The sequence below is a fragment of the Ancylobacter sp. WKF20 genome, from assembly GCF_029760895.1.
In the GTDB taxonomy this organism is placed as follows: Bacteria; Pseudomonadota; Alphaproteobacteria; order Rhizobiales; family Xanthobacteraceae; genus Ancylobacter.
Map to the genome: position 1 here is coordinate 4,100,481 of NZ_CP121679.1, position 24,706 is coordinate 4,125,186.

16 protein-coding genes are annotated in these 24,706 nt (G+C 68.3%); 8 read left to right on the plus strand and 8 right to left on the minus strand.

Annotated features, from left to right (window positions below):
• Nucleotides 1-3: 3 nt before the first annotated feature.
• On the plus strand, nt 4-1,038 hold the full coding sequence (locus AncyloWKF20_RS19000; RefSeq protein ID WP_279315509.1) for an Ldh family oxidoreductase: 1,035 nt from the start codon (nt 4-6) through the stop codon (nt 1,036-1,038).
• A 4-nt stretch (nt 1,039-1,042) separates the two neighbouring features.
• On the opposite strand, the gene AncyloWKF20_RS19005 is transcribed toward AncyloWKF20_RS19000, so the two are convergent.
• Nucleotides 1,043-1,693: a TetR/AcrR family transcriptional regulator gene (locus AncyloWKF20_RS19005; RefSeq protein WP_279315510.1), complete on the minus strand. Its 651-nt coding sequence runs from the start codon at nt 1,691-1,693 to the stop codon at nt 1,043-1,045.
• A 195-nt stretch (nt 1,694-1,888) separates the two neighbouring features.
• Here AncyloWKF20_RS19005 and AncyloWKF20_RS19010 point away from each other — a divergent pair, with 195 nt between their 5' ends.
• From AncyloWKF20_RS19010 to AncyloWKF20_RS19020, 3 genes are all read left to right on the plus strand, one after another.
• Nucleotides 1,889-3,151 (plus strand): efflux RND transporter periplasmic adaptor subunit, encoded by a 1,263-nt coding sequence (locus AncyloWKF20_RS19010; protein ID WP_279318031.1) that lies wholly within the window; start codon nt 1,889-1,891, stop codon nt 3,149-3,151.
• Nucleotides 3,152-3,162: 11 nt separating this feature from the next.
• Entirely contained in the window at nt 3,163-6,342 is a 3,180-nt protein-coding gene (locus AncyloWKF20_RS19015) for an efflux RND transporter permease subunit (RefSeq protein ID WP_279315511.1), read from the plus strand.
• A 100-nt stretch (nt 6,343-6,442) separates the two neighbouring features.
• On the plus strand, nt 6,443-8,026 hold the full coding sequence (locus AncyloWKF20_RS19020; protein ID WP_279315512.1) for an efflux transporter outer membrane subunit: 1,584 nt from the start codon (nt 6,443-6,445) through the stop codon (nt 8,024-8,026).
• Between the two features lie 46 nt (nt 8,027-8,072).
• On the opposite strand, the gene AncyloWKF20_RS19025 is transcribed toward AncyloWKF20_RS19020, so the two are convergent.
• Together AncyloWKF20_RS19025 and AncyloWKF20_RS19030 are read right to left on the minus strand one after the other, a co-directional pair.
• Nucleotides 8,073-10,337, minus strand: coding sequence for an EAL domain-containing protein (locus AncyloWKF20_RS19025; RefSeq protein ID WP_279315513.1), 2,265 nt, complete (start codon nt 10,335-10,337; stop codon nt 8,073-8,075).
• 97 nt (nt 10,338-10,434) lie between these two features.
• Nucleotides 10,435-10,899 carry a hypothetical protein gene (locus tag AncyloWKF20_RS19030; protein ID WP_279315514.1) on the minus strand — a complete coding sequence of 155 codons (465 nt, stop codon included), beginning with the start codon at nt 10,897-10,899 and terminating at the stop codon, nt 10,435-10,437.
• Between the two features lie 230 nt (nt 10,900-11,129).
• On the opposite strand from AncyloWKF20_RS19030, the gene AncyloWKF20_RS19035 reads away from it, so the two are divergent.
• On the plus strand, nt 11,130-12,506 hold the full coding sequence (locus AncyloWKF20_RS19035; RefSeq protein WP_279315515.1) for a sorbosone dehydrogenase family protein: 1,377 nt from the start codon (nt 11,130-11,132) through the stop codon (nt 12,504-12,506).
• Here AncyloWKF20_RS19035 and AncyloWKF20_RS19040 read toward each other — a convergent pair.
• On the minus strand, nt 12,503-14,125 hold the full coding sequence (locus AncyloWKF20_RS19040) for an ABC-F family ATP-binding cassette domain-containing protein (protein ID WP_279315516.1): 1,623 nt from the start codon (nt 14,123-14,125) through the stop codon (nt 12,503-12,505). The two genes, AncyloWKF20_RS19035 and AncyloWKF20_RS19040, sit on opposite strands and share 4 nt — an antisense overlap.
• Nucleotides 14,126-14,223: 98 nt before the next feature.
• Between AncyloWKF20_RS19040 and AncyloWKF20_RS19045 the strand changes: the two genes are divergently transcribed.
• From AncyloWKF20_RS19045 to AncyloWKF20_RS19055, 3 genes are all read left to right on the plus strand, one after another.
• Nucleotides 14,224-14,706, plus strand: coding sequence for a hypothetical protein (locus AncyloWKF20_RS19045; protein WP_279315517.1), 483 nt, complete (start codon nt 14,224-14,226; stop codon nt 14,704-14,706).
• A gap of 65 nt (nt 14,707-14,771) precedes the next feature.
• A complete protein-coding gene (locus AncyloWKF20_RS19050) occupies nt 14,772-15,179 on the plus strand; it encodes a carboxymuconolactone decarboxylase family protein (protein WP_279315518.1) in 408 nt (135 codons plus the stop codon).
• A gap of 147 nt (nt 15,180-15,326) precedes the next feature.
• Nucleotides 15,327-18,290, plus strand: a complete 2,964-nt coding sequence (locus AncyloWKF20_RS19055; protein WP_279315519.1) for an autotransporter domain-containing protein — start codon at nt 15,327-15,329, stop codon at nt 18,288-18,290.
• A 15-nt stretch (nt 18,291-18,305) separates the two neighbouring features.
• On the opposite strand, the gene AncyloWKF20_RS19060 is transcribed toward AncyloWKF20_RS19055, so the two are convergent.
• From AncyloWKF20_RS19060 to AncyloWKF20_RS19075, 4 genes are all read right to left on the minus strand, one after another.
• The gene (locus AncyloWKF20_RS19060; RefSeq protein WP_279315520.1) at nt 18,306-19,466 is read right to left on the minus strand and encodes an osmoprotectant NAGGN system M42 family peptidase; all 1,161 of its coding nucleotides are present in this window, start codon (nt 19,464-19,466) and stop codon (nt 18,306-18,308) included.
• Nucleotides 19,466-21,130 (minus strand): N-acetylglutaminylglutamine synthetase, encoded by a 1,665-nt coding sequence (gene ngg / locus AncyloWKF20_RS19065; RefSeq protein WP_279318032.1) that lies wholly within the window; start codon nt 21,128-21,130, stop codon nt 19,466-19,468. Before ngg ends, AncyloWKF20_RS19060 begins: the two co-directional genes overlap by 1 nt.
• 109 nt (nt 21,131-21,239) lie before the next feature.
• Nucleotides 21,240-23,015: an N-acetylglutaminylglutamine amidotransferase gene (locus tag AncyloWKF20_RS19070; protein WP_279315521.1), complete on the minus strand. Its 1,776-nt coding sequence runs from the start codon at nt 23,013-23,015 to the stop codon at nt 21,240-21,242.
• 207 nt (nt 23,016-23,222) lie between these two features.
• Entirely contained in the window at nt 23,223-24,605 is a 1,383-nt protein-coding gene (locus tag AncyloWKF20_RS19075) for a dicarboxylate/amino acid:cation symporter (RefSeq protein ID WP_279315522.1), read from the minus strand.
• Nucleotides 24,606-24,706: the final 101 nt, after the last annotated feature.

Genomic DNA, 24,706 nt, shown 5'->3' on the forward strand with positions numbered 1-24,706 from the left:
CGCGTGAGCGACCAGCCGACCCAAGCCGACCCCGTCCGCCTCTCGCTCGAAGAGGTCCACGCCTTCTGCGAGGGCACACTGCGCGCGGCGGGTCTCAGCGAGCCTCATGCGCAGGCCATCGCCCGCTCGATCACCCGCGCCGAGGCGGATGAGTGCCGCTCGCACGGGCTTTACCGGCTGATCGGCTATGTCGCCTCGGTGCGCAGCGGCAAGGCCGCGCGCGAGGCGCTGCCGGAACTCGTCACGGCGGCGCCGGCGGTGCTGCGCGTCGAGGCGCGGCGCGGCTTCGCCCCGCTGGCGGTCGAGACCGGCGTGCCCGCGCTGATCGCCGCCGCCCGGCGCACCGGCATCGCCGCTCTGGCGATCCATGAGTGCTACCACTTCTCCGCGCTGTGGGCGGATATCGAGCCGGTGGTGGAGGCGGGGCTGGCGGCCTGGTGCTTCACCATCGGCCAGTGCTGCGTCGCCCCGCCGGGCGGCACCACGGCGCTGCTTGGCACCAACCCGCTGGCCTTTGGCTGGCCGGGCCCGCAGCGCCGGCCGTTTATCTTCGATTTCGCCACCAGCGCCGCGGCGCGCGGCGAGGTGGAGCTGAAGCACCGGGCGGGCGAGGCGATCCCGCAGGGCTGGGCCATCGGCCCGGACGGGGCGCCGACCACCGATCCGGCGGCGGCGCTGGCCGGCGCACTGCTGCCCTTTGGCGGCCATAAGGGCTTCGCGCTCTCGCTGATGGTGGAGCTGGTCGCCGGCCCGCTGATCGGCGATCTCACCAGCCGGCAGGCGCGGGCGGTGGAGAATGGCGATGGTGGCCCCCCGCTTGGCGGCGAGTTGCTGATCGCGCTCGATCCGGCGGTGTTCGGGGTGGAGGATCTGCCGGCCCGCCTCGGCGTGGCGCGGGAGATCTTTTCGCTCGCCAAGGCCCAGCCCGGCGTGCGCCTGCCGGCCGAGCGGCGCTATGCGGCGCGGGCGCGCACGCGGGAGGAGGGCGTCACTGTCCCGGCCGCGCTCTACCGCGAGCTTCTCGACCTGCGCGGCTGAAAGATCAGGGGCGCGGTTCCAACCCCTTGGCGATGAGGGTGAAGGCGCGGCGCAGATAAACCCGCCAGTCCGGGAAGGCCGGCCATTCCCAGTCATGACCGGCCGCGCCGGCGAGCGGGCTGAAGCCTGTGTCCAGCAGCACCCGCGCGGCGACCGGCGCATCGGTGTTCGCCACCCGCCCCAGCGCCTGCTGGCGCTTCAGCCAGGCGACGAGCATGGCATGGGCGGAATCGCGCCCGCGCGTCTCCACCAGCGCGCGCAGCTCCGGGAAAGCCACGCCATCCACCATGATCGCGCGCACGAAGGCGATGCGGGCGCGGTTTTCCTCGTCGCTGATATCGACGCGGAAGACGCGCTCCAGCGCCTCGACCAGCGGCAGCGCGTCCCATTCCGGGCGGGTGTCGATCATCGACTGGCGGTGCGCGTCGATGATCGCGCCGGTCAGCTCCAGCTTGCTGGGGAACAGGCGGTACAGTGTCTTCTTGGATATTCGGCAACGCGCGGCCACCTCGTCCATGTTCATGCCGCTGTAACCGCGGTCGCAGAACAGGTCGAACGCCTGCGCGACGATCCTCTCCTTTTGTTGATCGTCGGGAATGACTTTCGGTCGGCCGCGAAGTTTGACTGAAGATGGAGGGAGGGCGCCGAGTGTCATTTTTCGTCTCTGCTATGCATCCTGGAAACGTAGGGCAACGCTCGGAAATGGAAACGCTAGTTTGACAGCACCGCCGTTCTTAAATATAGATACTCTTAAGTTTCTTAAATAGCGAGGGCTCCTGTGGCCTCCCCGAACCGCGTTTCGTCCACCGTGCCTTTCGCCGCTTCCTGCTCCCCGGCGTGCCGCCGCCGCCTGCTGGCCGGGCTGTGGGTCGGCCTCATCGCCACCACGCTCCTCGCCGGCTGCGACGGCCAGCAGCAGGCCGGTTCCGGGCCGGGCGGTCCGGGCACGCAGGGGCGTCCGCAGGTCGGCGTGGTGACGGTGCACCCGCAATCGGTGGCGATCACCGCCGAGATGCCTGGCCGGACGGTGGCCTCGCTGGTCGCCGAGGTGCGCCCGCAGGTCGGCGGCATCATCAAGGAGCGGCTCTTCGAGGAGGGCGCCGAGGTCAAGGCGGGCGACGGGCTCTACCAGATCGACCCGGCGAGCTATCAGGCGACCTATGACAGCGCGGTCGCCAGCCAGCAGAAGGCCGAGGCGGCGGTGCCCAGCGCCCAGTCCAAGGTCGACCGCTATGAGGGGCTGATCAAGCAGAACGCCGTCAGCAAACAGGATTATGACGACGCCATCGCCTCGCTCGCCCAGGCCAAGGCCGAGGTGGCCGGGGCCAAGGCCGATGTCGACACCGCCCGCATCAACCTGAACTACACCCGGATCACCGCCCCCATCGGCGGGCGCATCGACAAGTCGACCCTGACCCCCGGCGCGCTGGTGACGGCGAGCCAGGACACCGCGCTCACCACCATCCGCACGCTCGACCCGATCAATGTCGACGTCACCCAGTCGAGCACCAATCTGCTCAACCTGCGGCAGGCGATCCGCGACGGGCGCATCAAGATCAGCGGCGACAGCGTGCAGGTGCGGCTCATGCTCGACAATGGCCAGCTCTACCCGCTGCCGGGCACGCTGGAATTCACCTCCGCCTATGTCGACACGACGACCGGCACCTATGGCGTGCGCGCGCAGTTCCCCAACCCGGACCGGCTGCTGCTGCCCGGCATGTATGTGCGCGCCATCATCGAGGAAGGCGTCGCGCCCAACAGCTACCTCGTTCCCCAGCGCGGCGTGACGCGCAACACCAAGGGCGAGCCGGTGGCGCTGGTGGTCAATGCCGATAACAAGGTCGAGCAGCGCGTGCTCAGCGTCGGGCGCAGCGTCGGCAATAACTGGCTGGTCGATACCGGCGTCAAGGATGGCGACCGCGTCATCGTCGAGGGCAGCCAGTTCGCCCGCCCCGGCCAGGACGTGACACCGGTTGACGTGGTGGTCGACGAGACCACCGGCGAGGTGCGCGAGCGCGGCCAGCAGAGTGCCGCCCCGGCCGCCAGCGAAGCCGTCGCGCAAGGCGAGGCCCGCACGGGCGCCGCCGGCGCCGGCACCTCCACGGCGAACTGAAAGCGCGCTCCATGTCCCGTTTCTTCATCGACCGCCCGGTCTTCGCCTGGGTCATCGCGCTGCTGATCATGCTCGGCGGCGTGCTGGCGCTGAACACCCTGCCGATCGCGCAATACCCGCAGATCGCCCCGACCACGGTGAGCGTCACCGCCTCCTATCCCGGCGCCGACGCGCAGACCGTCGAGAACTCGGTGACCAAGGTCATCGAGCAGGGCATGACCGGCATCGACAATCTCGACTACATGTCGGCGACCTCGACCTCGACGGGTCAGGCGACGATCACGCTCACCTTCACCAACGCCGCCGATCCCGACATCGCGCAGATGCAGGTGCAGAACAAGCTGCAGCTGGTCACGGCGCAGTTGCCGAGCGTGGTGCAGACCAATGGCATCTCGGTCGAGAAGGCCTCGGACGGCTTCCTGCTGGTCATCGGCTTCGTGTCGACCGACGGGCGCCTGTCGTCCACCGACGTGTCGGACTATGTCGACTCGACCCTCAACGACACGCTGAAGCGCATCGAGGGCGTCGGCTCCACCACGCTGTTCGGCTCCTCCTACGCCATGCGCATCTGGCTCGACCCGGAGAAGTTGTCCAAGTACCAGCTCATGCCGGGCGACGTGACGAGCGCCATCGAGGCGCAGAACACGCAGGTCTCGGCTGGCCAGCTCGGCGGCCTGCCGGCCCGCAGCGGCCAGCAGCTCAACGCCACCGTCACCGCGCGCTCGCGCCTGCAGACCCCCGAGCAGTTCCGCAACATCATCCTCAAGAGCACCACGGACGGCTCGCTGGTGCGCATCAACGATGTCGCGGATGTCGAGCTGGCGGCGGAGAGCTTCACCACCTCCTCGCGCTACAATGGCAAGCCGGCCGGCGGCCTCGCCATCAACCTCGGCACCGGCGCCAACGCCATCGCCACCGCCGAGCGGGTCAAGGCGGCGCTGGAGCGGATGAAGCCGACCTTCCCGGAAGGCGTCGAGGTCGTCTATCCCTACGACACCACGCCCTTCGTCGTGCTCTCCATCGAGGAAGTGGTGCGCACGCTGGCCGAGGCCATCGTCCTCGTCTTCATCGTGATGTTCGTCTTCCTGCAGAGCTTCCGGGCGACGCTCATCCCCTCGCTCGCCGTGCCGGTCGTGCTGCTCGGCACCTTCGGCGTGCTGGCGCTGTTCGGCTACTCGATCAACACGCTCACCATGTTCGCCATGGTGCTGGCCATCGGCCTGCTCGTCGACGACGCCATCGTCGTGGTCGAGAATGTCGAGCGCGTGATGGAGGAGGAGGGGCTATCCCCCAAGGAGGCCACCCGCAAGTCGATGGGCGAGATCACCGGCGCGCTGGTCGGCATCGCCACCGTGCTCTCGGCGGTGTTCATCCCCATGGCCTTCTTCGGCGGGTCGGTGGGCGTGATCTACCGCCAGTTCTCCGTCACCATCGTCTCGGCGATGATCCTGTCGGTGCTGGTGGCGCTGATCCTCACCCCCGCGCTCTGCGCCACGCTGTTGCGCCCGGTGCAGCACGGGGCCAAGCAGACCGGGTTTGCGGGCTGGTTCAACCGCAATTTCGAGCGCGGCACGCGGGCCTATCGCACCGGCACGGCCGGTGTGGTGGCGCGCAGCGGGCGCTTCCTCGTGCTGTTCCTCGCCATCGCCGTGGCGATGGGCTGGATGTTCGTGCGGCTGCCCTCCTCCTTCCTGCCGGAAGAGGACCAGGGCATCCTCATCACCATGGTGCAACTGCCGGCCGGCGCCACCTCGGACCGTACCGAGAAGGTGCTGGACACGGTGCGCCGCCACTTTCTCGAGGATGAGAAGGACGCGGTCGAAGGCGTGTTCAGCGTCAACGGCTTCGGCTTCAGCGGCCAGGGCCAGAATCTCGGCATCGCCTTCGTGCGGCTGAAGCCGTTCGATGAGCGCAAGTCGCCCACCCTGTCCTCGCAGGCGGTCGCCGGGCGCGCCATGGCCAAGCTGCATGTGCGCGACGCCATGGTGTTCACCCTCATGCCCCCGGCCATTCAGGGCATGGGCAATACGGGCGGCTTCAGCGTCTATCTCCAGGACATCACCGGCGGCGGCCATGAGAAGCTGATGGCCGCGCGCAACCAGGTGCTGGGCATGGCGGCGCAGGACCACCGCCTTGTCGCCACCCGCCCGAACGGGCTGGAGGACGAGCCGCAATTCGTCGTCGACATCGACCAGGAGAAGGCGAGCGCGCTCGGCGTCTCGCTGGCCGACATCAACGACACGCTCTCCACCGCCTGGGGCAGCAGCTATGTGAACGACTTCCTCGACCGTGGCCGCGTGAAGAAGGTCTATCTCCAGTCGGCGGCCGCCTTCCGCATGCAGCCGGAAGACCTCGCCAAATGGGAGGTGCGCAACGCCTCCGGGACCATGGTGCCGTTCTCCGCCTTCGCCTCGACCCACTGGACCTATGGCTCGCCTCGTCTGGAGCGCTTCAACGGCTCCTCGGCGGTGGAGATCCAGGGCCAGGCGGCGCCCGGCATTTCCTCGGGCGATGCCATGACGGCGATGGACGACATCATCGGCCGGCTGCCGGCGGGCTATGGCCATGAATGGACCGGCCTGTCGCATCAGGAGCGGCTTTCGGCCAACCAGGCGACGGCGCTCTACACCATCTCGCTGCTGGTCGTCTTCCTCTGCCTCGCCGCGCTCTATGAGAGTTGGTCGATCCCCTTCGCGGTGCTGATGTCGGTGCCGATCGGCATCTTCGGCGCGCTGCTTGCCGCGACGATGTTCGGCCAGACCAACGACGTCTATTTCAAGGTCGGCCTGCTCACCACCATCGGCCTCGCGGCGAAGAACGCCATTCTCATCGTCGAGTTCGCCATTGAGCGGCAGGCGCATGGGATGGGGCTGGTCGAGGCGACGCTCGACGCGGCGCGCCAGCGCCTGCGCCCAATCCTGATGACCTCGCTCGCCTTCATCCTCGGCGTGACGCCGCTCGCCATCGCCAGCGGCGCCGGCTCGGGCGCGCAGAATGCCATCGGCATCGGCGTGATGGGCGGCATGATCGCCGCCACCGTGCTCGGCGTGTTCTTCGTGCCGCTGCTCTTCGTCGTGGTGCGCCGCATCTTCCCCGGCAAGAAGCCGGAGACGACCGAGGGGGCCGCGCCCGATGGCGGCGCGGCGAGCCCGCCCCCGGCCGGGGAGGCGCGCGATGCCCATGCGAGCTGATCTTTCGCGGGTTGATCCGTCTCCTCTCTCTCCCGGGTCGGCCACTCGGCCGGCCGCCCCCTCCCGTCCCGCGCTGTTCTCCCGCCTGTCAGGTGTGCCGATGACGATCCCGACCGCCTCCCGTCCCCTTCAGGCGTCGCGCCTTGCCGGCGCGCTGCTCGTCGCCGGCCTGCTCGGCGGCTGCGCCGTCGGCCCGGACTACAGCGCACCGTCCCTCCAGCTCCCGGCCAAATGGGGTTCGGCGAAGCAGGCGGTTTCTGTCACCGGTAACGAGGCCGACAACAAGCCGCCGCAGCTCGGCCGCTGGTGGGAAAAGCTCGGCGACAAGACGCTGAACGGGCTGGTCGATCAGGCGGTCGCCGGCAATCTCGACGTCGCCACCGCCAAGGCCCGCGTGCGGCAGGCCCGCGCTACCCGCCAGCAGGCGATGGCCGCGCTCGCCCCGACGCTGACCGGCTCGGGCAGCTACAGCCGCGCCGACAATGGCAGCAACGTCTCCGACACCGGCGACGTGACGGTCTCCGGCCCGTTCGACACCTTCAACCTCGGCGCCAATGCGAGCTGGGAGCTCGACCTGTTCGGCGAGAACCGCCGCGCCGCCGAGGCGGCGACCTATGGGCTCGACGCCTCCGAGGAGACGCTGCGCAACACGCTGCTGACGCTGATCGGCGATGTCGCAACCTATTATGTCGAGGCGCGCGGCTATCAGGCGCGGGCGGAACTCGCCCGCCGCACCGCCGCCTCGCAGCGCGAGACCGCCGCGCTCACCCGCACCAAGCTGCAAGTCGGCTCCGCCTCGGCGGTCGATGTCGCCAATGCCGAGGGACAGGCCGCGAGCACCGAGGCGAATATTCCCGAGCTGGAGTCGAGCTACCAGCAGACCGTGCACCAGCTCGCCATCTTGCTCGGCCAGCCGCCGAGCGCGCTCAACGACGTGATGAAGCGCAGCGCGCCGATCCCGACGCCGGCCAATGCCGTGCCGCGCGGCGTGCCGGCCAATGTGCTGCTGTCGCGCCCCGATGTGCGCCTCGCCGAGCGGCAATATGCGCAATACACCGCCAAGATCGGCCAGGCCGAGGCGGCGCGCTATCCCGATGTCAGCCTCACGGGCGAGGTATCGACCTCGGCCGCCAAGGTCGGCGACCTCGCCAAGAGCTCGTCGATCAGCTGGAGCTTCGGCCCGAGCGTGAGCATCCCGATCTTCAACGCCGGCCAGCTCAAGGCGGCGGTGGACTATGCGCAGGCCCAGCGCGACGAGTACTTCCTGACCTACCGCGCGGCGGTGCTGACCGCGCTGCAGGACGTCGAGAACGCCAGCGTCTCGCTGCAGCAGGAGCGCATCAAGTACCGGAGCCTCGATTCCTCGGCGAAGTCCTACCGCGAGGCGGCCTCGCTCTCGCGCACGCTCTATCAGAGCGGCTCGTCGAGCTTCCTCGACGTGCTGACCGCCGAGCGCTCCTCCTACTCGGCCGACGACACGCTGCTGCAAAGCCGCGTCGCCATCGCGACCGACTATGTCTCGCTCAACAAGGCGCTGGGCGGCGGCTGGCCGGGCACGGTGGATGACCGCACGCCGGTCATCGTCGACAAGGACATGGCCCCGCGCCTCGTCTCGCTCGACAAGACCGGCCTCAAGCCGCGCGATCCCGAGAACCAGGGTTTCGACCAGGCCTTCGCGCATTGAGGCTGTTCGCGCCCTAGAGGCCGTTTGTCCCTCAAGGCGCGGCGGGTCAGTCCTGCCGCGCCCAGACGATGCCGTCGGGATGGTCCAGCGCCGCATCCAGTGGCATCGGGCGGCCGGTGAGAAAGCCCTGCACATGGTCGCCGCCGAGGCTTTCAAAGGCGGCGAGCACGTCGGGCGCCTCGACCCCCTCGCCAATGACCGACATGCCCAGCGCATGGGCAAGGTCCACCATGACCGCGACGATCTTGCGCGCGCGGGGCTTGGTCGCCAGCTCGACCATGAAGGACCGGTCGATCTTCAGCACATCGGCCGGCAGGTGCTGGAGATAGCTGAACGAGGAATAACCCGTTCCGAAATCGTCGATGGCGACGTGGCAGCCGATTTCCTTGAGCTGCTGGATCTTCTGCGCGGCGACGTCGGGCTGGGCCAGCAGCGTGCTTTCGGTCAGTTCCAGATGCAGCATCGTGCCGGGCACGCCATGGCGCGCGAGCAGGGCGGCGATCCGCTCGGCAAGGTCAGGCACGGTGAGCTGCGAGGCGGCGAGGTTGACCGCGACGAAGCGCGGCGGCTGGCCGGCGGCCTGGCGCATGGCGTTCCACTGCGCGCAGGCGGCAAGGGCCTGGTCGAGAATGCGTTCGCCCACCTGGTCGATCAGGCCGGCGGTCTCGGCCAGCGGGATGAAGTCGGTCGGTGCCACCGGCCCCAGACGCGGATGGCGCCAGCGGGCCAGCGCCTCGAAACCGACAACGCGGCCGCTGCGGCTCTCCACCACCGGCTGGAACATCGGGTGTATGTCGCCGTCACTCGCCGCCAGCGCCTCGCGCAGTGCGACCTCCATGGCGAGGCGCTGCTGGTGATCGGCGCGCAGCGAGCGGTCGAAGATCTGGAACGGGCCATCGAGGGACGTGCCCTCGGCGCATGACGCCATTTCCGCGTCACGCAGCACCTGGTCGGCCGGGCCGGGGCCGGCGGCCAACCCCATGCGGGCGTGCAGGAAAAAACGCCGCCCCTCTACCTCCACGGGCGCCTGCAGCAGCGCGGCCATCTCCTCGGCCAGCGGCTCGGGCAGCACGCCGGCGTTGACGACGATGGCGAACTCGCTCTCGCTCGTGCGGGCGAGTGTCGCGTTTCCCGGCAGTTGCGGGAGCAGCCGGTCCGCGATGGCGCGGATCAGCTGCCGGATGAAGTCGTCCCCGAGCGAGGCTCGCAGAATGGCGAGTTCCGGCAGACGCAGCACCAGGGCGCCGGCGACGGCCTCACCATCATCGCGCACCCGTTTGAGCAACCCGGCTCGGTTCGGCAGGCCGGTCAGCGTGTCGGTATAGGCGAGGCGTTCGAGCGCCTCGCGCGCGCGGATGCGATCGGAGATGTTACGCACATAGGCGGTAAACAGCCGGCGGTGGCCGGCCTTGATTTCGGTGATGGCGAGTTCGATGGGGAAAATCCGCCCCTCGCGATCAATGGCGTCGACCTCGATGCGGCGGCCGAGAATCTGCGACTGCCCGCTGGCGAGATAGCGGGTCATGCCGGCCCGGTGGGCCGCACGCGCTGCCGGCGGAACGATGGTCTCGCCAAGCGGGCGGCCCATCACCTCCTCCCTGCGAAAGCCGAACATGGCTTCCGCCGCCGGGTTGAAGTCGACGATCTGCCCGGCTTCGTCGATGGTGACGATGCCGTCGAGCGCCGCCGCCAGCATGGCAAGCCGCGTCGCCTCGCTGAGCGAGCTTTGGCCGCGCGATCGGTCCACCGCGAGGGCAATGAGTTCGGTAAGCGCCTGCAAACCGGCGCGTTCCTCGCTCGTCCAGACGCGCGCGGGGTCATCGGAGCTGATGCAGAAATGCCCCCACCAGCGCCCGTCCACCATCACCGGCACGCTGTAGAAGCTGACGACCTCCGCCGCCTGGAAGAAGGCGCGCAGATAGCCGGTGAGATCGTCCGTGCGGCCCTCGATCATCTCGCCGCGCGTGCGCCGCTCCGCCCAGTCGCGCTGGAGCGCGTCGGCCTCGTCCGGCCGTATGGGCGGGTGGGTGTTGCCGGCGAGCAGGGGAAGCCCCGCGCGGGCCCAGTCGATCCGGCAGGTGACGCCGAGCCCGGCCGTCTGGCCGCTATGGACCTCGAACAGCGCGGCGCGGCTCAGCGCGAGGTCGGCGCCGAGGCGGGCGAGCAGCGGGGCGAGATCGTCTTCCCAGGGGCGGTGATGGGACAGGCCGGCAATGAATCCGCTCATGAACGAGAGCAGGCCGCTGGCGGTGGTCCCGCCCGCCGCTGCGGCTCCGCCTGCCCCGCCCGGCGCATCGATTGCCGCGTCCACGCCGCGATACTCCCGCCCCTGCCAACCGCGCCCCGCGGTCGGCAGGGATCATTAGGTACACGTCATACGCGGTATTGCTATACAAAGGTTCTCGCCATCAGCCGCGCAGCATCGCCTCGGCCTCGTCCAGCGCTTTGGTGCAGGCGGCGCTGTCACCGGACCGGTCGGCTTGCTTGGCGCGGCTCATCGCATCGCTGAGCATGCCGGCGTTGGACGCCTGGCCCTGTGCCGCGGTGCCGCTGCCGGCGGTCTGCGCCCGCACATCGGCGGGGGAGGCGGCGCGGGTGCCGAGCGTCTCGTTCATGCCGGAGGTGCCGCCGGTGCCCGGCGCCTCGCCGGCCTTGGGCACGCCGGCATCGGGCGCGGTGGTGGCGGCGGGGCTCGCGCCGGTCGGGCCCGAGCCGGCATCCTTGGCCGAGAGCTGCTTGTCGAGCGTGGCGATGCGCTCGGTGCAGGGGCCGGCGAGCGCGCCAGTGGCGCCGCCGAGCAGGGAGAGGGCGAGCAGGCCGGCGCCGGCGGCGCGCAGGCGGGACGGGGATGTGATGGCGGTCATATTGGTCATGGCGATCCTCCTGGGCATGGAATGACGGGCCGTTCGTCGCGGCCTTTATGGGCATCGCGCGTCAGTGCGCGGCAGGAGGACAACGGCGCCAGGGCAGGCACGTTCCGTTACGGTAGCCGGCTGGCGGCGGCCACTCAGTGGGCCGGGCGCCGGCCGGCGATTTTGGAACGTCCACCGGCGGTGGGGCTTAACCCCGTGACCCACGACACATGACCTTCCCGGAGTGCCCGATGCCCGCCCGTTTGCGTCCCGTCTCGTCCCGTCTCACCCCGCCGCTGCTTGCCGGCGCCTGCCTGCTCGCCCTCGCCGCCTGCAGCGAGGCGCCGAGCGTGCCCGAGAGCGCCGAATACGGGCCGAACCCCACCCTGCCTGAGCCGCACAGCTCGCTCATTCCGACGCTGAAGGTCGCCGAGGCGGTGGGCTGGCCCGAGGGAGCTGCGCCGACGCCGGCGGCTGGCTTTACCGTCACCGCCTTCGCGCGCGGCCTTGATCATCCGCGCTGGCTCTATGAGCTGCCGAATGGCGACGTGCTGGTGGCCGAGAGCAATGCCCCGCCCAAGCCCGAGGGCAAGACCGGCGGCATTCGCGGCTGGGTGCAGGGCATCGTGATGGGCTGGGCCGGCGCGAAAGTGCCGAGCGCCAACCGAATCTCGCTGCTGCGCGATGCCGATGGCGACGGCACGGCGGAAATGAAGACGGTCTTCCTCTCCGGCCTGACCTCGCCCTTCGGCATGGCGCTGGTCGGCGACCAGTTCTATGTCGCCAATGCCGATGCGGTGGTGCGCTTCCCCTATAGGGAAGGCGAGACACAGATCACCGCTCCCGCCACCAAGGTCGCGGACCTGCCCGCCGGGCGCAACCATCACTGGACCAAGAGCCTGGTCGCCAGCGAGGATGGCTCGAAGCTCTATGTCGGCGTCGGCTCCAATTCCAACGCGGCCGAGAACGGCATGCCGGAGGAGGAGAACCGCGCGGCCGTGCTGGAGATCGACACGGCGAGCGGCCAGAGCCGCGTCTTCGCCGGCGGCCTGCGCAACCCGGTCGGCATCGACTGGAACCCGGCCACCGGCCAGCTCTGGGTGTCGGTGAATGAGCGCGACGAGATCGGCGATCATCTCGTGCCCGACTACATGACCAGTGTGCGCGAGGGCGGCTTCTATGGCTGGCCCTATTCCTATTACGGCCAGAACGTGGATGAGCGCGTGCAGCCGCAGCGCCCCGAACTCGTCGCGAGCGCCCTCAAGCCGGATTACGCGCTGGGCGCCCACACCGCCTCGCTCGGCCTGACCTTCGTTGACAACCCGGCCTTTGGCGAGCGTTTCCAGAACGGCGCCATCATCGGCCAGCACGGCTCATGGAACCGCTCCGAGCGTGCCGGTTACCGGGTGATCTTCGTGCCCTTCGCCGATGGCAAGCCGTCCGGCATGCCGCAGGAATTGCTGACCGGCTTCCTCAACACCGATGGCGAGGCGCAGGGCCGTCCGGTCGGCGTCCGCGTCGACCAGCGTGGCGGGCTGCTGGTCGCCGATGATGTCGGCAATGTCATCTGGCGCCTGACCCCGCAGCAGGGACAGGCCGCCGGCGCGGTACCGGCCGCGGGCGGCTAGTTGCGCAGCCCCGGCGCTTCCTGGCCTGTGCGGGCGACATATTCGGTGTAGCCGCCGCCATATTGGTGGATGCCGTCCGGTGTGATCTCCAGCACGCGGTTCGACAGCGCGGCGAGGAAGTGCCGGTCATGGCTGACGAACAGCATGGTGCCTTCATAGTCAGCCAGCGCGGCGATCAGCATTTCCTTGGTGCCGATGTCGAGATGGTTGGTCGGCTCGTCGAGCACGAGGAAGTTCGGCGGGTCGTAGAGCATGCGCGCCATGGCGAGGCGCGCCTTCTCGCCGCCCGACAGCACCCGGCACTTCTTCTCGACGTCGTCGCCGGAAAAGCCGAAGCAGCCGGCAAGTGAGCGCAGGGAGCCCTGTCCGGCCTGCGGGAAGGCGTCTTCCAGCGTTTCGAACACGGTGCGCTCGCCTTCCAGCACCTCCATGGCGTGCTGGGCGAAATAGCCCATCTTCACGCTGCCACCGACCGCGACGGTGCCGGCGTCCGGCGTCGTCTCGCCGGCGATGAGCTTGAGCAAGGTGGACTTGCCCGCGCCGTTCACCCCCATCACCGCCCAGCGCTCGCGCCGGCGCACATGGAAGTCCAGCCCGTCATAGATGCGGCGGGCACCATAGGCCTTGTGGATGTTCTTCAGGCTCGCCACGTCCTCGCCCGAGCGCGGCGGCGGCTGGAAATCGAAGGCGACCGACTGGCGCCGGCGCGGGGGCTCGACGCGCTCGATCTTGTCGAGCTTCTTAACCCGGCTCTGCACCTGCGCGGCATGCGAGGCGCGGGCCTTGAAGCGCTCGATGAAGGCGATCTCCTTGGCGAGCATCGCCTGCTGGCGCTCGAACTGCGCCTGCTGCTGCTTTTCGGCCAGCGCGCGCTGCTGGGCATAGAAATCATAATTGCCGGAATAGGAGATGAGCGCGCCGCCCTCGATCTCGACGACCTTGGTGACGATGCGGTTCATGAAGGCGCGGTCATGCGAGGTCATCATCAGCGCGCCGTCGAAATTCTTCAGGAACGCCTCCAGCCAGATCAGGCTCTCAATGTCGAGATGGTTGGAGGGTTCGTCGAGCAGCATCACGTCCGGCCGCATGAGCAGGATGCGGGCGAGCGCGACGCGCATCTTCCAGCCGCCGGAGAGGCGGCCGACATCGCCATCGATCATCTCCTGCGAGAAGCCGAGACCCGCCAGCACTTCCGCCGCGCGGCCTTCCAGCGAATAGCCGTCCAGCTCCTCGAAGCGCGCCTGCACCTCGCCATAGCGCTCGATGACGGCGTCCATCTCGTCCGCCCGGTCGGGATCGACCATGGCGGCTTCCAGCTCGCGCAGCTCGGCGGCAATAGCGCTCACCGGGCCGGCGCCGTCCATCACCTCGGCGAGCACCGAGCGGCCGGCCATCTCGCCGACATCCTGGCTGAAATAGCCGATGGTGGTGCCGCGATCGACCGAGACCTGACCCTCATCGGGGGCTTCCTGCCCGGTGACGAGGCGGAACAGCGTGGTCTTGCCGGCGCCGTTGGGGCCGACGAGGCCGATCTTCTCGCCCTTGAGCAGCGAGGCGGAGGCCTCGATGAAGACGATCTGCTTGCCGTTCTGCTTGCCGATGGAGTCGAGGCGGATCATGTCGCGGGGGCGTCCTGATAAAATGCTGCCGCGCGATTAGGGCATTTGGCTCTCTAAGGAAAGCGCGGGCACGCCGGACCATGCTATCGCATGGCTCCATGACCTTGCTGTTGCGCCTTCTTCGCCTGCCGCTCGACATTCTCCTGACGCTCCTCGTCCTCATCGACGAGGCCGCGCGCCCGCTCTACCGGCCACTGCTGCGCTGGGTCGCCGGGCTGCGCATCATGCAGCGCTTCGAGCGCTGGGTTGGGGGGCTGCCGCGCCTTGCCATCCTCATCCTGCTCGCTATCCCCTTCTGCTTCGCCGAGCCGCTGAAATTCGTCGCGCTGTTCTGGATGGCGGAGGGGCACGCCCGCACGGGTCTGGTAACGCTGGTGCTGGCCTATCTCGCGAGCTTCGTCATTGTCGAGCGCATCTACCGCGCCGGCGAGGCCAAGCTGATGACCTATGGCTGGTTCGCCTTCGTCATGGAGCGGCTCATCGCCATCCGCGCCACCCTCATCGCCTGGGCGCGGGCGACGGCCATCTTCCGGCTGGTGGAGCGTGCGCGCCAGCGCGTGCGCGGCTGGTTCGGGCGCTGAGCGGCTGGACAGGCGCCCCCGCCCTCCGCGAAGCTGCGCGCCCCACGCGGCACAGGAGAGGCGACATGGCGACGGTACGGCTGATGAGCGACGAGGAGGCCGCGGCGAACCCGGCGGTGGCGGCGGTGTTCGACGACATCCGCGCCACCCGCAACTCCGACTTCATCAATAATTTCTGGCGGGCGCTGGCGCATGATCCGGCCGCGCTCGCGCGGACCTGGGCGAGCCTCAAGGCGATCATGGTGGCGGACGGCCCGCTCGACCCGCTGACGCGCGAGCTGATCTACATCGCCGTCTCCACCGCCAATGGCTGCTCCTACTGCATCCACTCCCACACCGCCGCCGCCAAGGCCAAGGGCATGAGCGACGCGCAGCACCATCACCTCCTCGCCATCATCGGCATGGCGGCGCAGACCAACGCGCTGGTGACCGCGCTCCAGGTGCCGGTGGACGCGGCGTTTCAGGTGGGGTGAGGGTCCGGCGATTGCCGGCAAGAACCCACGTGTCCGAAGGTTGCGCAAAGCGCATGGCGCGACTTCCGCAGCGTCACGGGGTGACCTACGATGTTGCTGCGGCACCTCCGCAGGAAGCGGAAGACCGCAGCATGTTGGGGGCGTGGCATGATGCGCGGAACGGTGGGGTGTCTGATCGTCGGCCTGTGCGCTACCGCGTTCGGGCCGGCCGGGGCACAGGACTCCGCGTCCATACCGCTGCATCAGTTCTACAAGACCGCGCATCCTGACGAGATCAGCTACAATCCCTATTATTATGCCAATGTCGCGATCGGGAATCCTGGCAACAGCGTCAATCATGTGCTCGTGGATACGGGGTCGACCGGGCTCTACATACTGGAATCCGATCTCGACCTGGGCAGCTACACGGCAACAAGCACGCGCTTCGACTATTCCTACTCGAGCGGCAACCGCTTCAAGGGGTATATGGGCTACGGCACCGTTTACTTCCTTGGAGTGAAGGACGCGGACGGGCACGACATCACCCTCGGCACCAGCGCGCCGATCGCGTTCGGCGTGATCACCGATTCCACCTGCAAGGACAGCAAGCCAGACTGCGGCGGCCTGCGGGCGATTTCTGCCGCCACTAACCCGAACAATTACGGCTGGAACGTCAATCAGGCCGGCACGATGGGCATCGCCTATCAGGGCGGGCAGGACATTTTCAACCCGCTCGGCCAGTTGCCCGGCACCTATGCCAACGGCTTCATCTTCGCGGCCAATGAGGCGACCAGCAGCGCGCAGCCAGTGCTGGTGGTCGGGCTCAACAGCGACAATACCGCAGGCTACGTCTTCACGCCCTTCCAGTCGCAGGGCTTGACCGGCGGCAATATCGGCCTGCCCGCCTGGAACACCAAGAGCGTCCTCACCTGCTTCACCGCGCAAGGCTCGACGGGTTGCTTGCAGAGCGTGTTCGATTCGGGTGCCGACAAGGCGACCTTCGAGACCGAGGCGACGGGTGGGCCTAACTCTTCCTATTCCGGCTGGGTCACCGGGCCGGTGACGATCGGCGTCAACGGGCTGCTGTCCTTCACCTCCGATCTCGGCTCATACAAATATGAGAACGAGCACGGCTCGACGCCGGGCTACAACACGGGTAACGAGGTCTTCCTCTACTACACCGTCGCCTATGACTATCTGAACGGGCGCATCGGTTTCCGCCCGGTCAGCGTCATCGCCGCCGGACAAACCCAGTTCACCGATGACAGTGAACTCGGCCTGCCCGGTACGGCGGTGATGGTGCTGGGCGAGATGGAACTTGGACCTGGCTTCGTCTCGGACCGTGCCATCAACCTCGCGCGGTCGAGCTATCTCGATCTCGGTGCTCCCGTTCTGCGGATCAACGGCTCGGCGACGCTCAACGGCTCGCTCTCGTCCGATGGCAGCGGTGAGGTGGTGCTGGACGGCGTGTCCGATCAGGCGAACACGCTGACGCTGAACGGTGTGAGCCTGTTCGATCGCGAGACCCCGATCACCGTCAAGAATCTCGCCCTCTCCGTGAACGGCATCCTGCCGGGCGCGCTGAGTGTAGCCCAGCACGCCTCGCTCGGCGGCACCGGCATCATCGTTGGCAGCCTCGATGTGGGGAACGGGGCCATTGTCGCCCCCGGCAATTCCATCGGCACGCTGACCGTTGTCGGCGATGTGACGATGCGGGCGAACTCCACCTTGTCCATCGAACTCGGCGCGCCCGGCGTGAGCGACCGGCTGGTGGTATTCGGCGACGTGAATTTCGAGGACATCAGCCTGAACTTCACCAAGATGCCCAACACGACGCTGGGCATCGGCAATTACACCATCGTCTCCGCCACCGGCACCGTCACCGGCGGGTTCGGCAGCATCACCGGGCCGAGCTTCGGCTCGCTCAGCGCGGAATTCCCGTTCCTGCTGGCCTCGCTCTCGACCTCGGCCTCCTCCTTCGCCATCGACCTCACCCGCAGCTCGGTGAGCTACACCAGCGCCGCGCTGACGCCGAACGAAATGGCGGTGGCAACGGTGGCCGACGGGCTCTCCGCCGACAGCCCGGTGAATGTCGCCCTCTCGGGCCTCGATCTCTCCACCGCGCCCGCCGCGCTCAACAGCCTCGCCGGCGAGATCCACGCCTCGCTGCAATCGAGCCTGCAGCAGCAATCCTTCTATCTGCGCGATGCCGCGCTCTTGCGCCTGCGCCAGAGCTTCGCCGCACCGGGCGAGCCGGCCGGTACGCCCGCCCCGGCGCAGCCGCTGCTGCCGGGCTCGCAGGCGACCGTCTGGGGGCAGGCCTTCGGGGCCTGGGGCGATACGGATGGCGACGGCAACGCCGCCCCCGTCTCGCGCTCGCTCGACGGCTTCATCTTCGGCGTCGACCGTCCGGTGGATTTCGGCGGCTGGCAGACGCGTATCGGCCTCGTCGGCGGCTATGAGAATGCCGATATCGACGTCGACGACGTCGCCTCCTCCGCCTCGGTCGACAGCTATGATGTCGGCATCTATGGCGGCGCGCGGCTCGGCGATCTCGGCCTGCGCGTCGGTGCGAGCTATAGCTGGCACGACATCGCCACCAGCCGCACCGTCGCCTTCGGCAATCTCGTGAACGGCCTCACCGCCGATTATGACGGCGCCACCACCCAGGTCTTCGGCGAGGTCGGCTACGACATCCATCTCGGCGCGACGACGCTGCAACCCTTCGTCAGCCTCGCCTATGTCCATCTCGACACGGACAGCTTCACCGAGACCGGTGGCGCCGCGGCGCTGCTGGGCGAGGCGGAGACCTTCGCCACCAGCTATGGCGTGCTCGGTCTGCGGCTCAACCACCTGTTCACACTGGCCAATGGCAGGCCGCTAGCGGTGACGGCGGCGCTCGGCTGGCAGCGCGCCTTTGGCGACCTCACCCCGGAGGCCACGGCGGCCTTCGCGGGCAGCGACGCCTTCACCGTGGCCGGCGCGCCCATCGCGGAGAATGCGGCGCTGATCGACCTCGGCGTCGCCTACAAGCCGAGCGAGAATTTCAGCCTCGGCCTGTCCTATGTCGGCCAGCTCGCCTCCTCCGCCACCGACAACGCCATCAAGGGCTCGCTGACCATCCGCTTCTGAGGGGAGAGGGGCCGGTCACGCCGGCTCCTCCTCCTCCATCTCCGGCGGGATTTCCTGCACCGCTTCGCGCGTCGGCTGGTGGGTGAAGCCGCGGATCGGCGCGGTGGGCTGGAAGTCGCGGGTGATCTCGACCGGGCTCTGCACATAGGCGGTCACCAGCTCGGCCAGCGAGCGCAGCGCGTGCATGTGAATGCGCTCATAGCCATGCGAGGCATCAACGCCGAAGGTGATGAGCGCCGTGCGCACATCCGCCCCCGCCACCACGGCGCTGGCCGAATCCGAGCGGTAATAGCGGAACACGTCCTTCTGGTAGCGAATGTCGTTGGCGCGGCAGAGCTCGGTGAGTTTCCTCGTGAGGTGGTAGTCGAACGGGCCGCTCTGGTCGGCGGCGGCGATGGTGACGCCGAACTCGTCGGAATTCTGGCCAGGCGCCGTGGTGCCATTGTCGAGGACGACGAGCGAGGCGACATCCGGCGTCAGCAGCGCCGAAGCGCCGACGCCGACTTCCTCCGCAATCGAGAACAGCCAGTGAATGTCCACCGGCGTCTGCGCGCCTTCCTCGGTCAGCGCCTTCAGCGCCGCCAGCATCACCGCGACGCCGGCCTTGTCGTCGAGATGGCGCGAGACGATGAAGCCGCTGTCGAGGAATTCCGGCTGCGGGTCGATGGCGATGATGTCGCCGACCTCGAAGCCGAGCCGGGCGAGGTCGCCCTCATTGCGGGCGCGCGCGTCGACCCGCATCTCCACATAGTCCCAGCCAATGGGAAGCTGGTCCACTTCCTCATTGAAGGTGTGGCCGGAGGCCTTGAGCGGCAGGATGGTGCCGCGATAGCCGCCCTTCTCGGTGAAGACCGTGCCGCGCGCGCCCTCCGCGAAGCGAGCGGACCAGGTGCCGATGGGCACCACCGCGAGGCGGCCATTCGGCTTCAGGCTCTTGACCTGCGCGCCCAATGTGTCGACGTGCGCGACCAGCGCCCGCGCGCCGAGCGGCGTCCCGCCCGGCCGGATCGCCCGGATGGCGCCGCGGCGGGTGAGCTCGACCTCAAGTCCGAAGCCGGCGAGTTCCTTCGCCACGAAGCGGGCGATGGTGTCGATATAGCCGGTGGGGCTCGGGATGCTCAGCAGCCTGCGCAGCACCTTGGCGAGATAGTCGGCGTCGATCTTCAGCCGGCTCATCAATCAGCCCGCCCCGTGGGCGCCTCCAGCACCTGCCGCACGCCGGCGGGAATGGCGAGCGGGAACAGCAGGTCGATGAAGCGTTCGGCCGTCGGTTGCGGTTCGTGATTGGCGAGGCCCGGCCGCTCATTGGCCTCGATGAAGGCATAGTCCGGTTCGCTCGGCGAGACGACCATGAGATCGACGCCGACCACGGGGATGTCGATGGCGCGGGCCACCTTGATGGCCGCTTCCACCAGCTGGGGATGCACCATGTCGGTCACGTCATGGATGGTGCCGCCGGTGTGCAGATTGGCGGTGCGGCGGACCTTCAGCTCCTGCCCGGCATCGAGGACGGCGTCGAAGCTGTGTCCGGTGTCGCGCACGATGCGCTCGGTCTCTGCATCGAGCGGGATGCGCGATTCCCCGCCCGTCGCGGCGGCGCGGCGGCGGCTCTGCGTCTCGATCAGCGCGCGGATGGTGCTGCGCCCATCGCCCACCACCAGAGCCGGGCGGCGGATGGCGGCGGCCACCACGCGGTAATTGATGACGACGAGGCGCAGATCCTCGCCCTCGACGCATTGCTCGATCAGCACCTCCTCGGAGATGGTCCGGGCTTCGCTGATGGCGGCTTCCATCGCGTCGAGCGAGGTGATGCCGACACTGACGCCGCGCCCCTGCTCGCCGCGCGCCGGCTTCACCACGAGCCGCCCATGGCGTTTGAGGAAGGCGACGATCTCCTCCATCGGCGCGCTCGTGCTGAGCTGCTCGGGCACTCGCACGCCCGCTTCCGCCACCACGCGGCGGGTCACGCTCTTGTCGTCGCAGATCGACATGGCGACCGCCGAAGTGAGGTCCGACAGGCTCTCCCGGCAGCGCACCGAACGGGCGCCGAAGGTCAGCCGGAAGAAGCCGGTCGCCGGGTCGGTTGCCTCGACGAGGATGCCGCGCCGGCGCGCCTCGTTGATGATGATCTGGGCGTAGGGGTTGAAGCCCTCCGACGGGTCGGGCCCGGCAAACAGGCGCTCATTGATCGGGTTCTTGCGCTTCACCGTGAAATAGGGCGCGCGCGCGAAGCCGAGCTTCTCATAAAGCGCGATGGCCTGGGCGTTGTCGTGCATCACGGTGAGGTCGAGAAAGGCCGCGCCTTCCTCCGCCATGTGGTCGGCGAGCCGGCGCACCAGCGCCTCGCCAATGCCAGGCTGACGCGCCTGCGGATCGACCGCAAGGCACCAGAGCGAGGCGCCGCGCTCGGCATCGCCAAAGGCGCGGGCGTGATCGACACCCGTCACCGTGCCGATGATGCGCCCGCTCGCCTCGTCCTCGGCGACGAGATAGGTCAGCGGGTCGGGATCGCGCGCGGCGCGGAAGAATTCGAGCGGCGCTGTCACCATGCCGCGCGCGGCATAGATGCGGTTCACCGCCTGCGCATCCATGTCGGAGGCGAGGGCGCGGATGGTGAAGCCGGAGATGGTCCGCTCGGCCGCCGGGGGCGCGGCGAGATCGAGCCGGTAGGTGTGGGAAGGGTCGAGGAACACCTCCTGCGGCGCCTGCGCCAGCAGCACGTGCGGGTCCTGCACATAGACCGCGATGTCGCGCCGGTCCGGCCCTTCCTCGCGCAGCGTGGCGATGAGGTCGGGCATATCGGTGAAGGTCTGGCCGAAGATCAGCCGTCCCCAGCCCATGTCGAAGGCGCAGGCGGGGAGAGTCCCGGTGGCGGCGTCACCCGGCAGCGAAAAGGTGTGCGTGGCGTTCATCATGGAGGCACCCGTCATGGTTTCATCGCGCATCGGTTCAGACCCCGTGCGACTGGAGCCACATCTCCAGCAGCGAGACCTGCCAGAGCTCGGAGCCGCGCAGCGGCGTGATGTGGGAGACCGGGTCGGCGAGCAGCGTGTCGAGATAGTCCGGCCGGAACAGGCCGCGCTCGCGCGCCGCCTGCGAGCCGAGCACGTCGCGGACCATGTCGAGATAGGGGCCGGAAATGTATTTGAGCTGCGGCACCGGGAAATAGCCCTTGGGCCGGTCGATCACCTCATGCGGCACGACAAGACGGGCGGCTTCCTTCAGCACACCCTTGCCGCCCTGCGCGAGCTTGAACTCCGGCGGAATGGTCGCGGCGAGTTCGGCCAGCTCATGGTCGAGGAAGGGCACGCGCGCTTCCAGCCCCCAGGCCATGGTCATGCTGTCGACGCGCTTGACGGGGTCGTCGACCAGCATGACCTGGCTGTCGAGGCGCAGCGCCCGGTCCACCGGGGTGTCGGCGCCCTCGGCCATCAGATGGGCGGCGACCAGATCGCGGCTGGCATCGGTCTCGGCCATCCAGTCTGGGGAAAGCTGGCGGGCCAGCGTGGCGTGGTCGCGATCGAAGAACAGCCGGGCGTAATCGCCGACGACATCGGCGCTGTCGGCGAGCGGCGGGTACCAGTGATAGCCGGCGAACACCTCGTCGGCGCCCTGGCCCGACTGAACCACCTTGATCGACTTCGAGACCTCGCGCGAGAGCAGGTAGAAGCCGATATTGTCGTAGGAGACCATGGGCTCGGACATGGCGTGGATGGTGTCCGGCAGCGCGCCCATCAGGTCGGAGGACGGCACGAAGATCTTGTGGTGGTCGGTGCCGAAGGTCTTGGCGATGAGGTCGGAATAGACGAACTCGTCGCCCTTCTCGCCATTGGCCTCCTCGAAGCCGATCGAATAGGTGGCAAGGTTCGCCTGACCTTCCTGCGCCAGCAGCCCGACGATGATAGAGGAATCCACGCCGCCCGAGAGCAGCACGCCCACCGGCACATCCGCCACCATGCGCCGACGCACGGCGGTACGCAGCGCGTCCAGCACGCGGTCGCGCCAGTCCTGCATGATGAGGCCGGCATCCCCCTCGCGCCGTTGATGCGGCGGGCGCCAATAGACGCGCTCGGTGAAGGAGCCGTCCGGCGCGTAGCGCCGCAGCGTGGCCGGCGGCAATTTGCGAACGCCATTGAGAATGGTGCGCGGCGGCGGCACCACGGCGTGGAAGCTCATATAGTTGTGCAGCGCCGCCCGGTCGATGGATCTGTCGATGTCGCCCGCCGCCAGCAGCGCCGGCAGGCTTGAGGCGATGCGCAGGCGCTTGTCGCCTTCGGCATAATAGAGCGGCTTGATGCCGAAACGGTCGCGCGCCAGCGTCACCGTCCCACTCGCATGGTCGTGAATGGCAAAGGCGAACATGCCGTGGAAGCGCGCGACGCAGGTTTCGCCCCAGGCGTGGAAGGCCTTGAGGATCACCTCGGTGTCGCCCGACGAGGTGAAGCGGTAGCCGTGCCCTTCCAGCTCGGCACGCAGCTCCGGGTAATTATAGATGCAGCCATTGAAGGTGAGGGTGAGGCCCAGCTCCTCATCCACCATGGGCTGCGCGGCCTTGTCGGAAAGGTCGATGATCTTGAGCCGCCGATGGCCGAAGGCAACGCGGCCGCGCGCCTCAAGTCCCGCGCCATCCGGCCCGCGCGGGGCCAGCACATCCATCATGGACGCGACGGCGCGTGTGTCGGCGGGGCCACCATCGAAGCGAATGTCACCGGCGATTCCACACATGCTGGGTTCGGTCTCCTGTGGGGAGCACCCAAGGTCGGCACAGCCGTACCGCGTCGGGCGCGCATCGGTGGAGACAACACCCCGATCCGTGGATCGTTCAGAAAAAGGTACTATTAAACCTTATCGGGCGTATCAGGCCGCAAACGCAAACGGCCCGGTCCTTGCGGGCCGGGCCGTTTTTTCATCGCGTGAGCGCGGGGAGAGGCGTCACTCCGCCGGGGCGGGAGCCGCGTGCGGGGGCAGGGCGCGCTCATCCTCGGCGGCGAGGTCGGAGACGTCCTCCGGCAGCTTGCCGGCCAGCGCCGCCTTGAAGCGGGCCGCATCGAACTCGCCTTCCCAGCGGGCGACGACGACGGTGGCGACCGCGTTGCCGATGAAGTTGGTCACCGCGCGGCATTCCGACATGAAGCGGTCGATGCCGAGGATCAGCGCCATGCCGGCCACCGGCACGGCGGGGACGACGGAAAGCGTCGCCGCCAGCGTGATGAAGCCGGCGCCGGTGATGCCCGCCGCCCCCTTGGAGGAGAGCATAGCGACCAGCAGCAGGAGGATCTGCTCCTCGAGCGAGAGCGGGATGTCCATCGCCTGCGCGATGAACAGCGCCGCCAGCGTCATGTAGATGTTGGTGCCATCGAGGTTGAAGGAATAGCCGGTGGGGACCACGAGGCCGACGACCGAGCGCTTGCAGCCCGCCGCTTCCATCTTCTCCATCAGGCTCGGCAGCGCGGCCTCCGAGGAGGAAGTGCCGATGACGAGGAGGATCTCCTCCTTGATGTAGCGGATCAGCGCGAGGATCGAGAAGCCGTTGTAGCGGCAGACCGCGCCGAGCACGACGAGGATGAACACCGCCGCCGTGAGATAGAAGGTGGCGATCAGCATGGCGAGGTTCGCCACCGAGCCGATGCCGTATTTGCCGATGGTGAAGGCCATCGCGCCGAAGGCGCCGATGGGGGCGGCCTTCATCAGGATCGCCACCAGCTTGAACACCGGGGCGGTGAGGTTCTGCAGGAAGTCGGTGACCGGCTTGCCGCGCTCGCCGACCATGGCCAGCGCCGTGCCGAACAGCACGGAGAAGAACAGCACCTGCAGGATGTCGCCGGAGGCGAAGGCGCCGACCACCGTGTCCGGGATGATGTTCTGCAGGAAGCCGACAATGGTCGTGTCATGCGCCTTGGCGGCGTAGGTCTGCACCGCCTTGGTGTCGAGCGTCGCCGGGTCGATATGCAGGCCCGTGCCGGGCTGGATGACATTGCCGATGATGAGGCCGACGATCAGCGCCAGCGTCGAGAAGCACAGGAAGTACAGCATCGCCTTGCCGGCGACACGCCCGACCTTGTGCATGTCGCTCATGCCGGCAATGCCGGTGGCGACGGTGAGGAAGATCACCGGGGCGATGATCATCTTCACCAGCTTGATGAAGGCATCGCCGAGCGGCTTCAGCGCCGCGCCGGTGTCCGGCCAGAAATGCCCGACCGTCATGCCGAGCGCGATGGCGAGTAGCACCTGGAAATAGAGCTGCTGGTAGAACTTCTTCGGGGCGGCGGGTGCGGGATGGGTTCCGGCGGCAGCCGGCTGCAGAATGAGCGCCATGGGTGTCCTCCAAGACAGGGTGTGTTTTTGCTTTTGGCGAAAATGCGCATCCCCGTTCGCAACCCGCGTGCCAGTCCGATTTTGTGAAATAGAAGTCAGTA

Excerpts from the sequence above, each read along its gene's own strand:
- AncyloWKF20_RS19035 (WP_279315515.1), top strand. The coding sequence starts at position 11,130 with ATGCCCGCCCGTTTGCGTCCCGTCTCGTCCCGTCTCACCCCGCCGCTG.
- AncyloWKF20_RS19020 (WP_279315512.1), top strand. The coding sequence starts at position 6,443 with ATGACGATCCCGACCGCCTCCCGTCCCCTTCAGGCGTCGCGCCTTGCC.
- AncyloWKF20_RS19055 (WP_279315519.1), top strand. The coding sequence starts at position 15,327 with ATGATGCGCGGAACGGTGGGGTGTCTGATCGTCGGCCTGTGCGCTACC.
- AncyloWKF20_RS19040 (WP_279315516.1), bottom strand. The coding sequence starts at position 14,125 with ATGATCCGCCTCGACTCCATCGGCAAGCAGAACGGCAAGCAGATCGTC.
- AncyloWKF20_RS19060 (WP_279315520.1), bottom strand. The coding sequence starts at position 19,466 with ATGAGCCGGCTGAAGATCGACGCCGACTATCTCGCCAAGGTGCTGCGC.
- AncyloWKF20_RS19015 (WP_279315511.1), top strand. The coding sequence starts at position 3,163 with ATGTCCCGTTTCTTCATCGACCGCCCGGTCTTCGCCTGGGTCATCGCG.
- AncyloWKF20_RS19050 (WP_279315518.1), top strand. The coding sequence starts at position 14,772 with ATGGCGACGGTACGGCTGATGAGCGACGAGGAGGCCGCGGCGAACCCG.
- AncyloWKF20_RS19030 (WP_279315514.1), bottom strand. The coding sequence starts at position 10,899 with ATGACCAATATGACCGCCATCACATCCCCGTCCCGCCTGCGCGCCGCC.
- AncyloWKF20_RS19075 (WP_279315522.1), bottom strand. The coding sequence starts at position 24,605 with ATGGCGCTCATTCTGCAGCCGGCTGCCGCCGGAACCCATCCCGCACCC.
- ngg (WP_279318032.1), bottom strand. The coding sequence starts at position 21,130 with ATGGGCTGGGGACGGCTGATCTTCGGCCAGACCTTCACCGATATGCCC.
- AncyloWKF20_RS19070 (WP_279315521.1), bottom strand. The coding sequence starts at position 23,015 with ATGTGTGGAATCGCCGGTGACATTCGCTTCGATGGTGGCCCCGCCGAC.
- AncyloWKF20_RS19005 (WP_279315510.1), bottom strand. The coding sequence starts at position 1,693 with ATGACACTCGGCGCCCTCCCTCCATCTTCAGTCAAACTTCGCGGCCGA.
- AncyloWKF20_RS19045 (WP_279315517.1), top strand. The coding sequence starts at position 14,224 with ATGACCTTGCTGTTGCGCCTTCTTCGCCTGCCGCTCGACATTCTCCTG.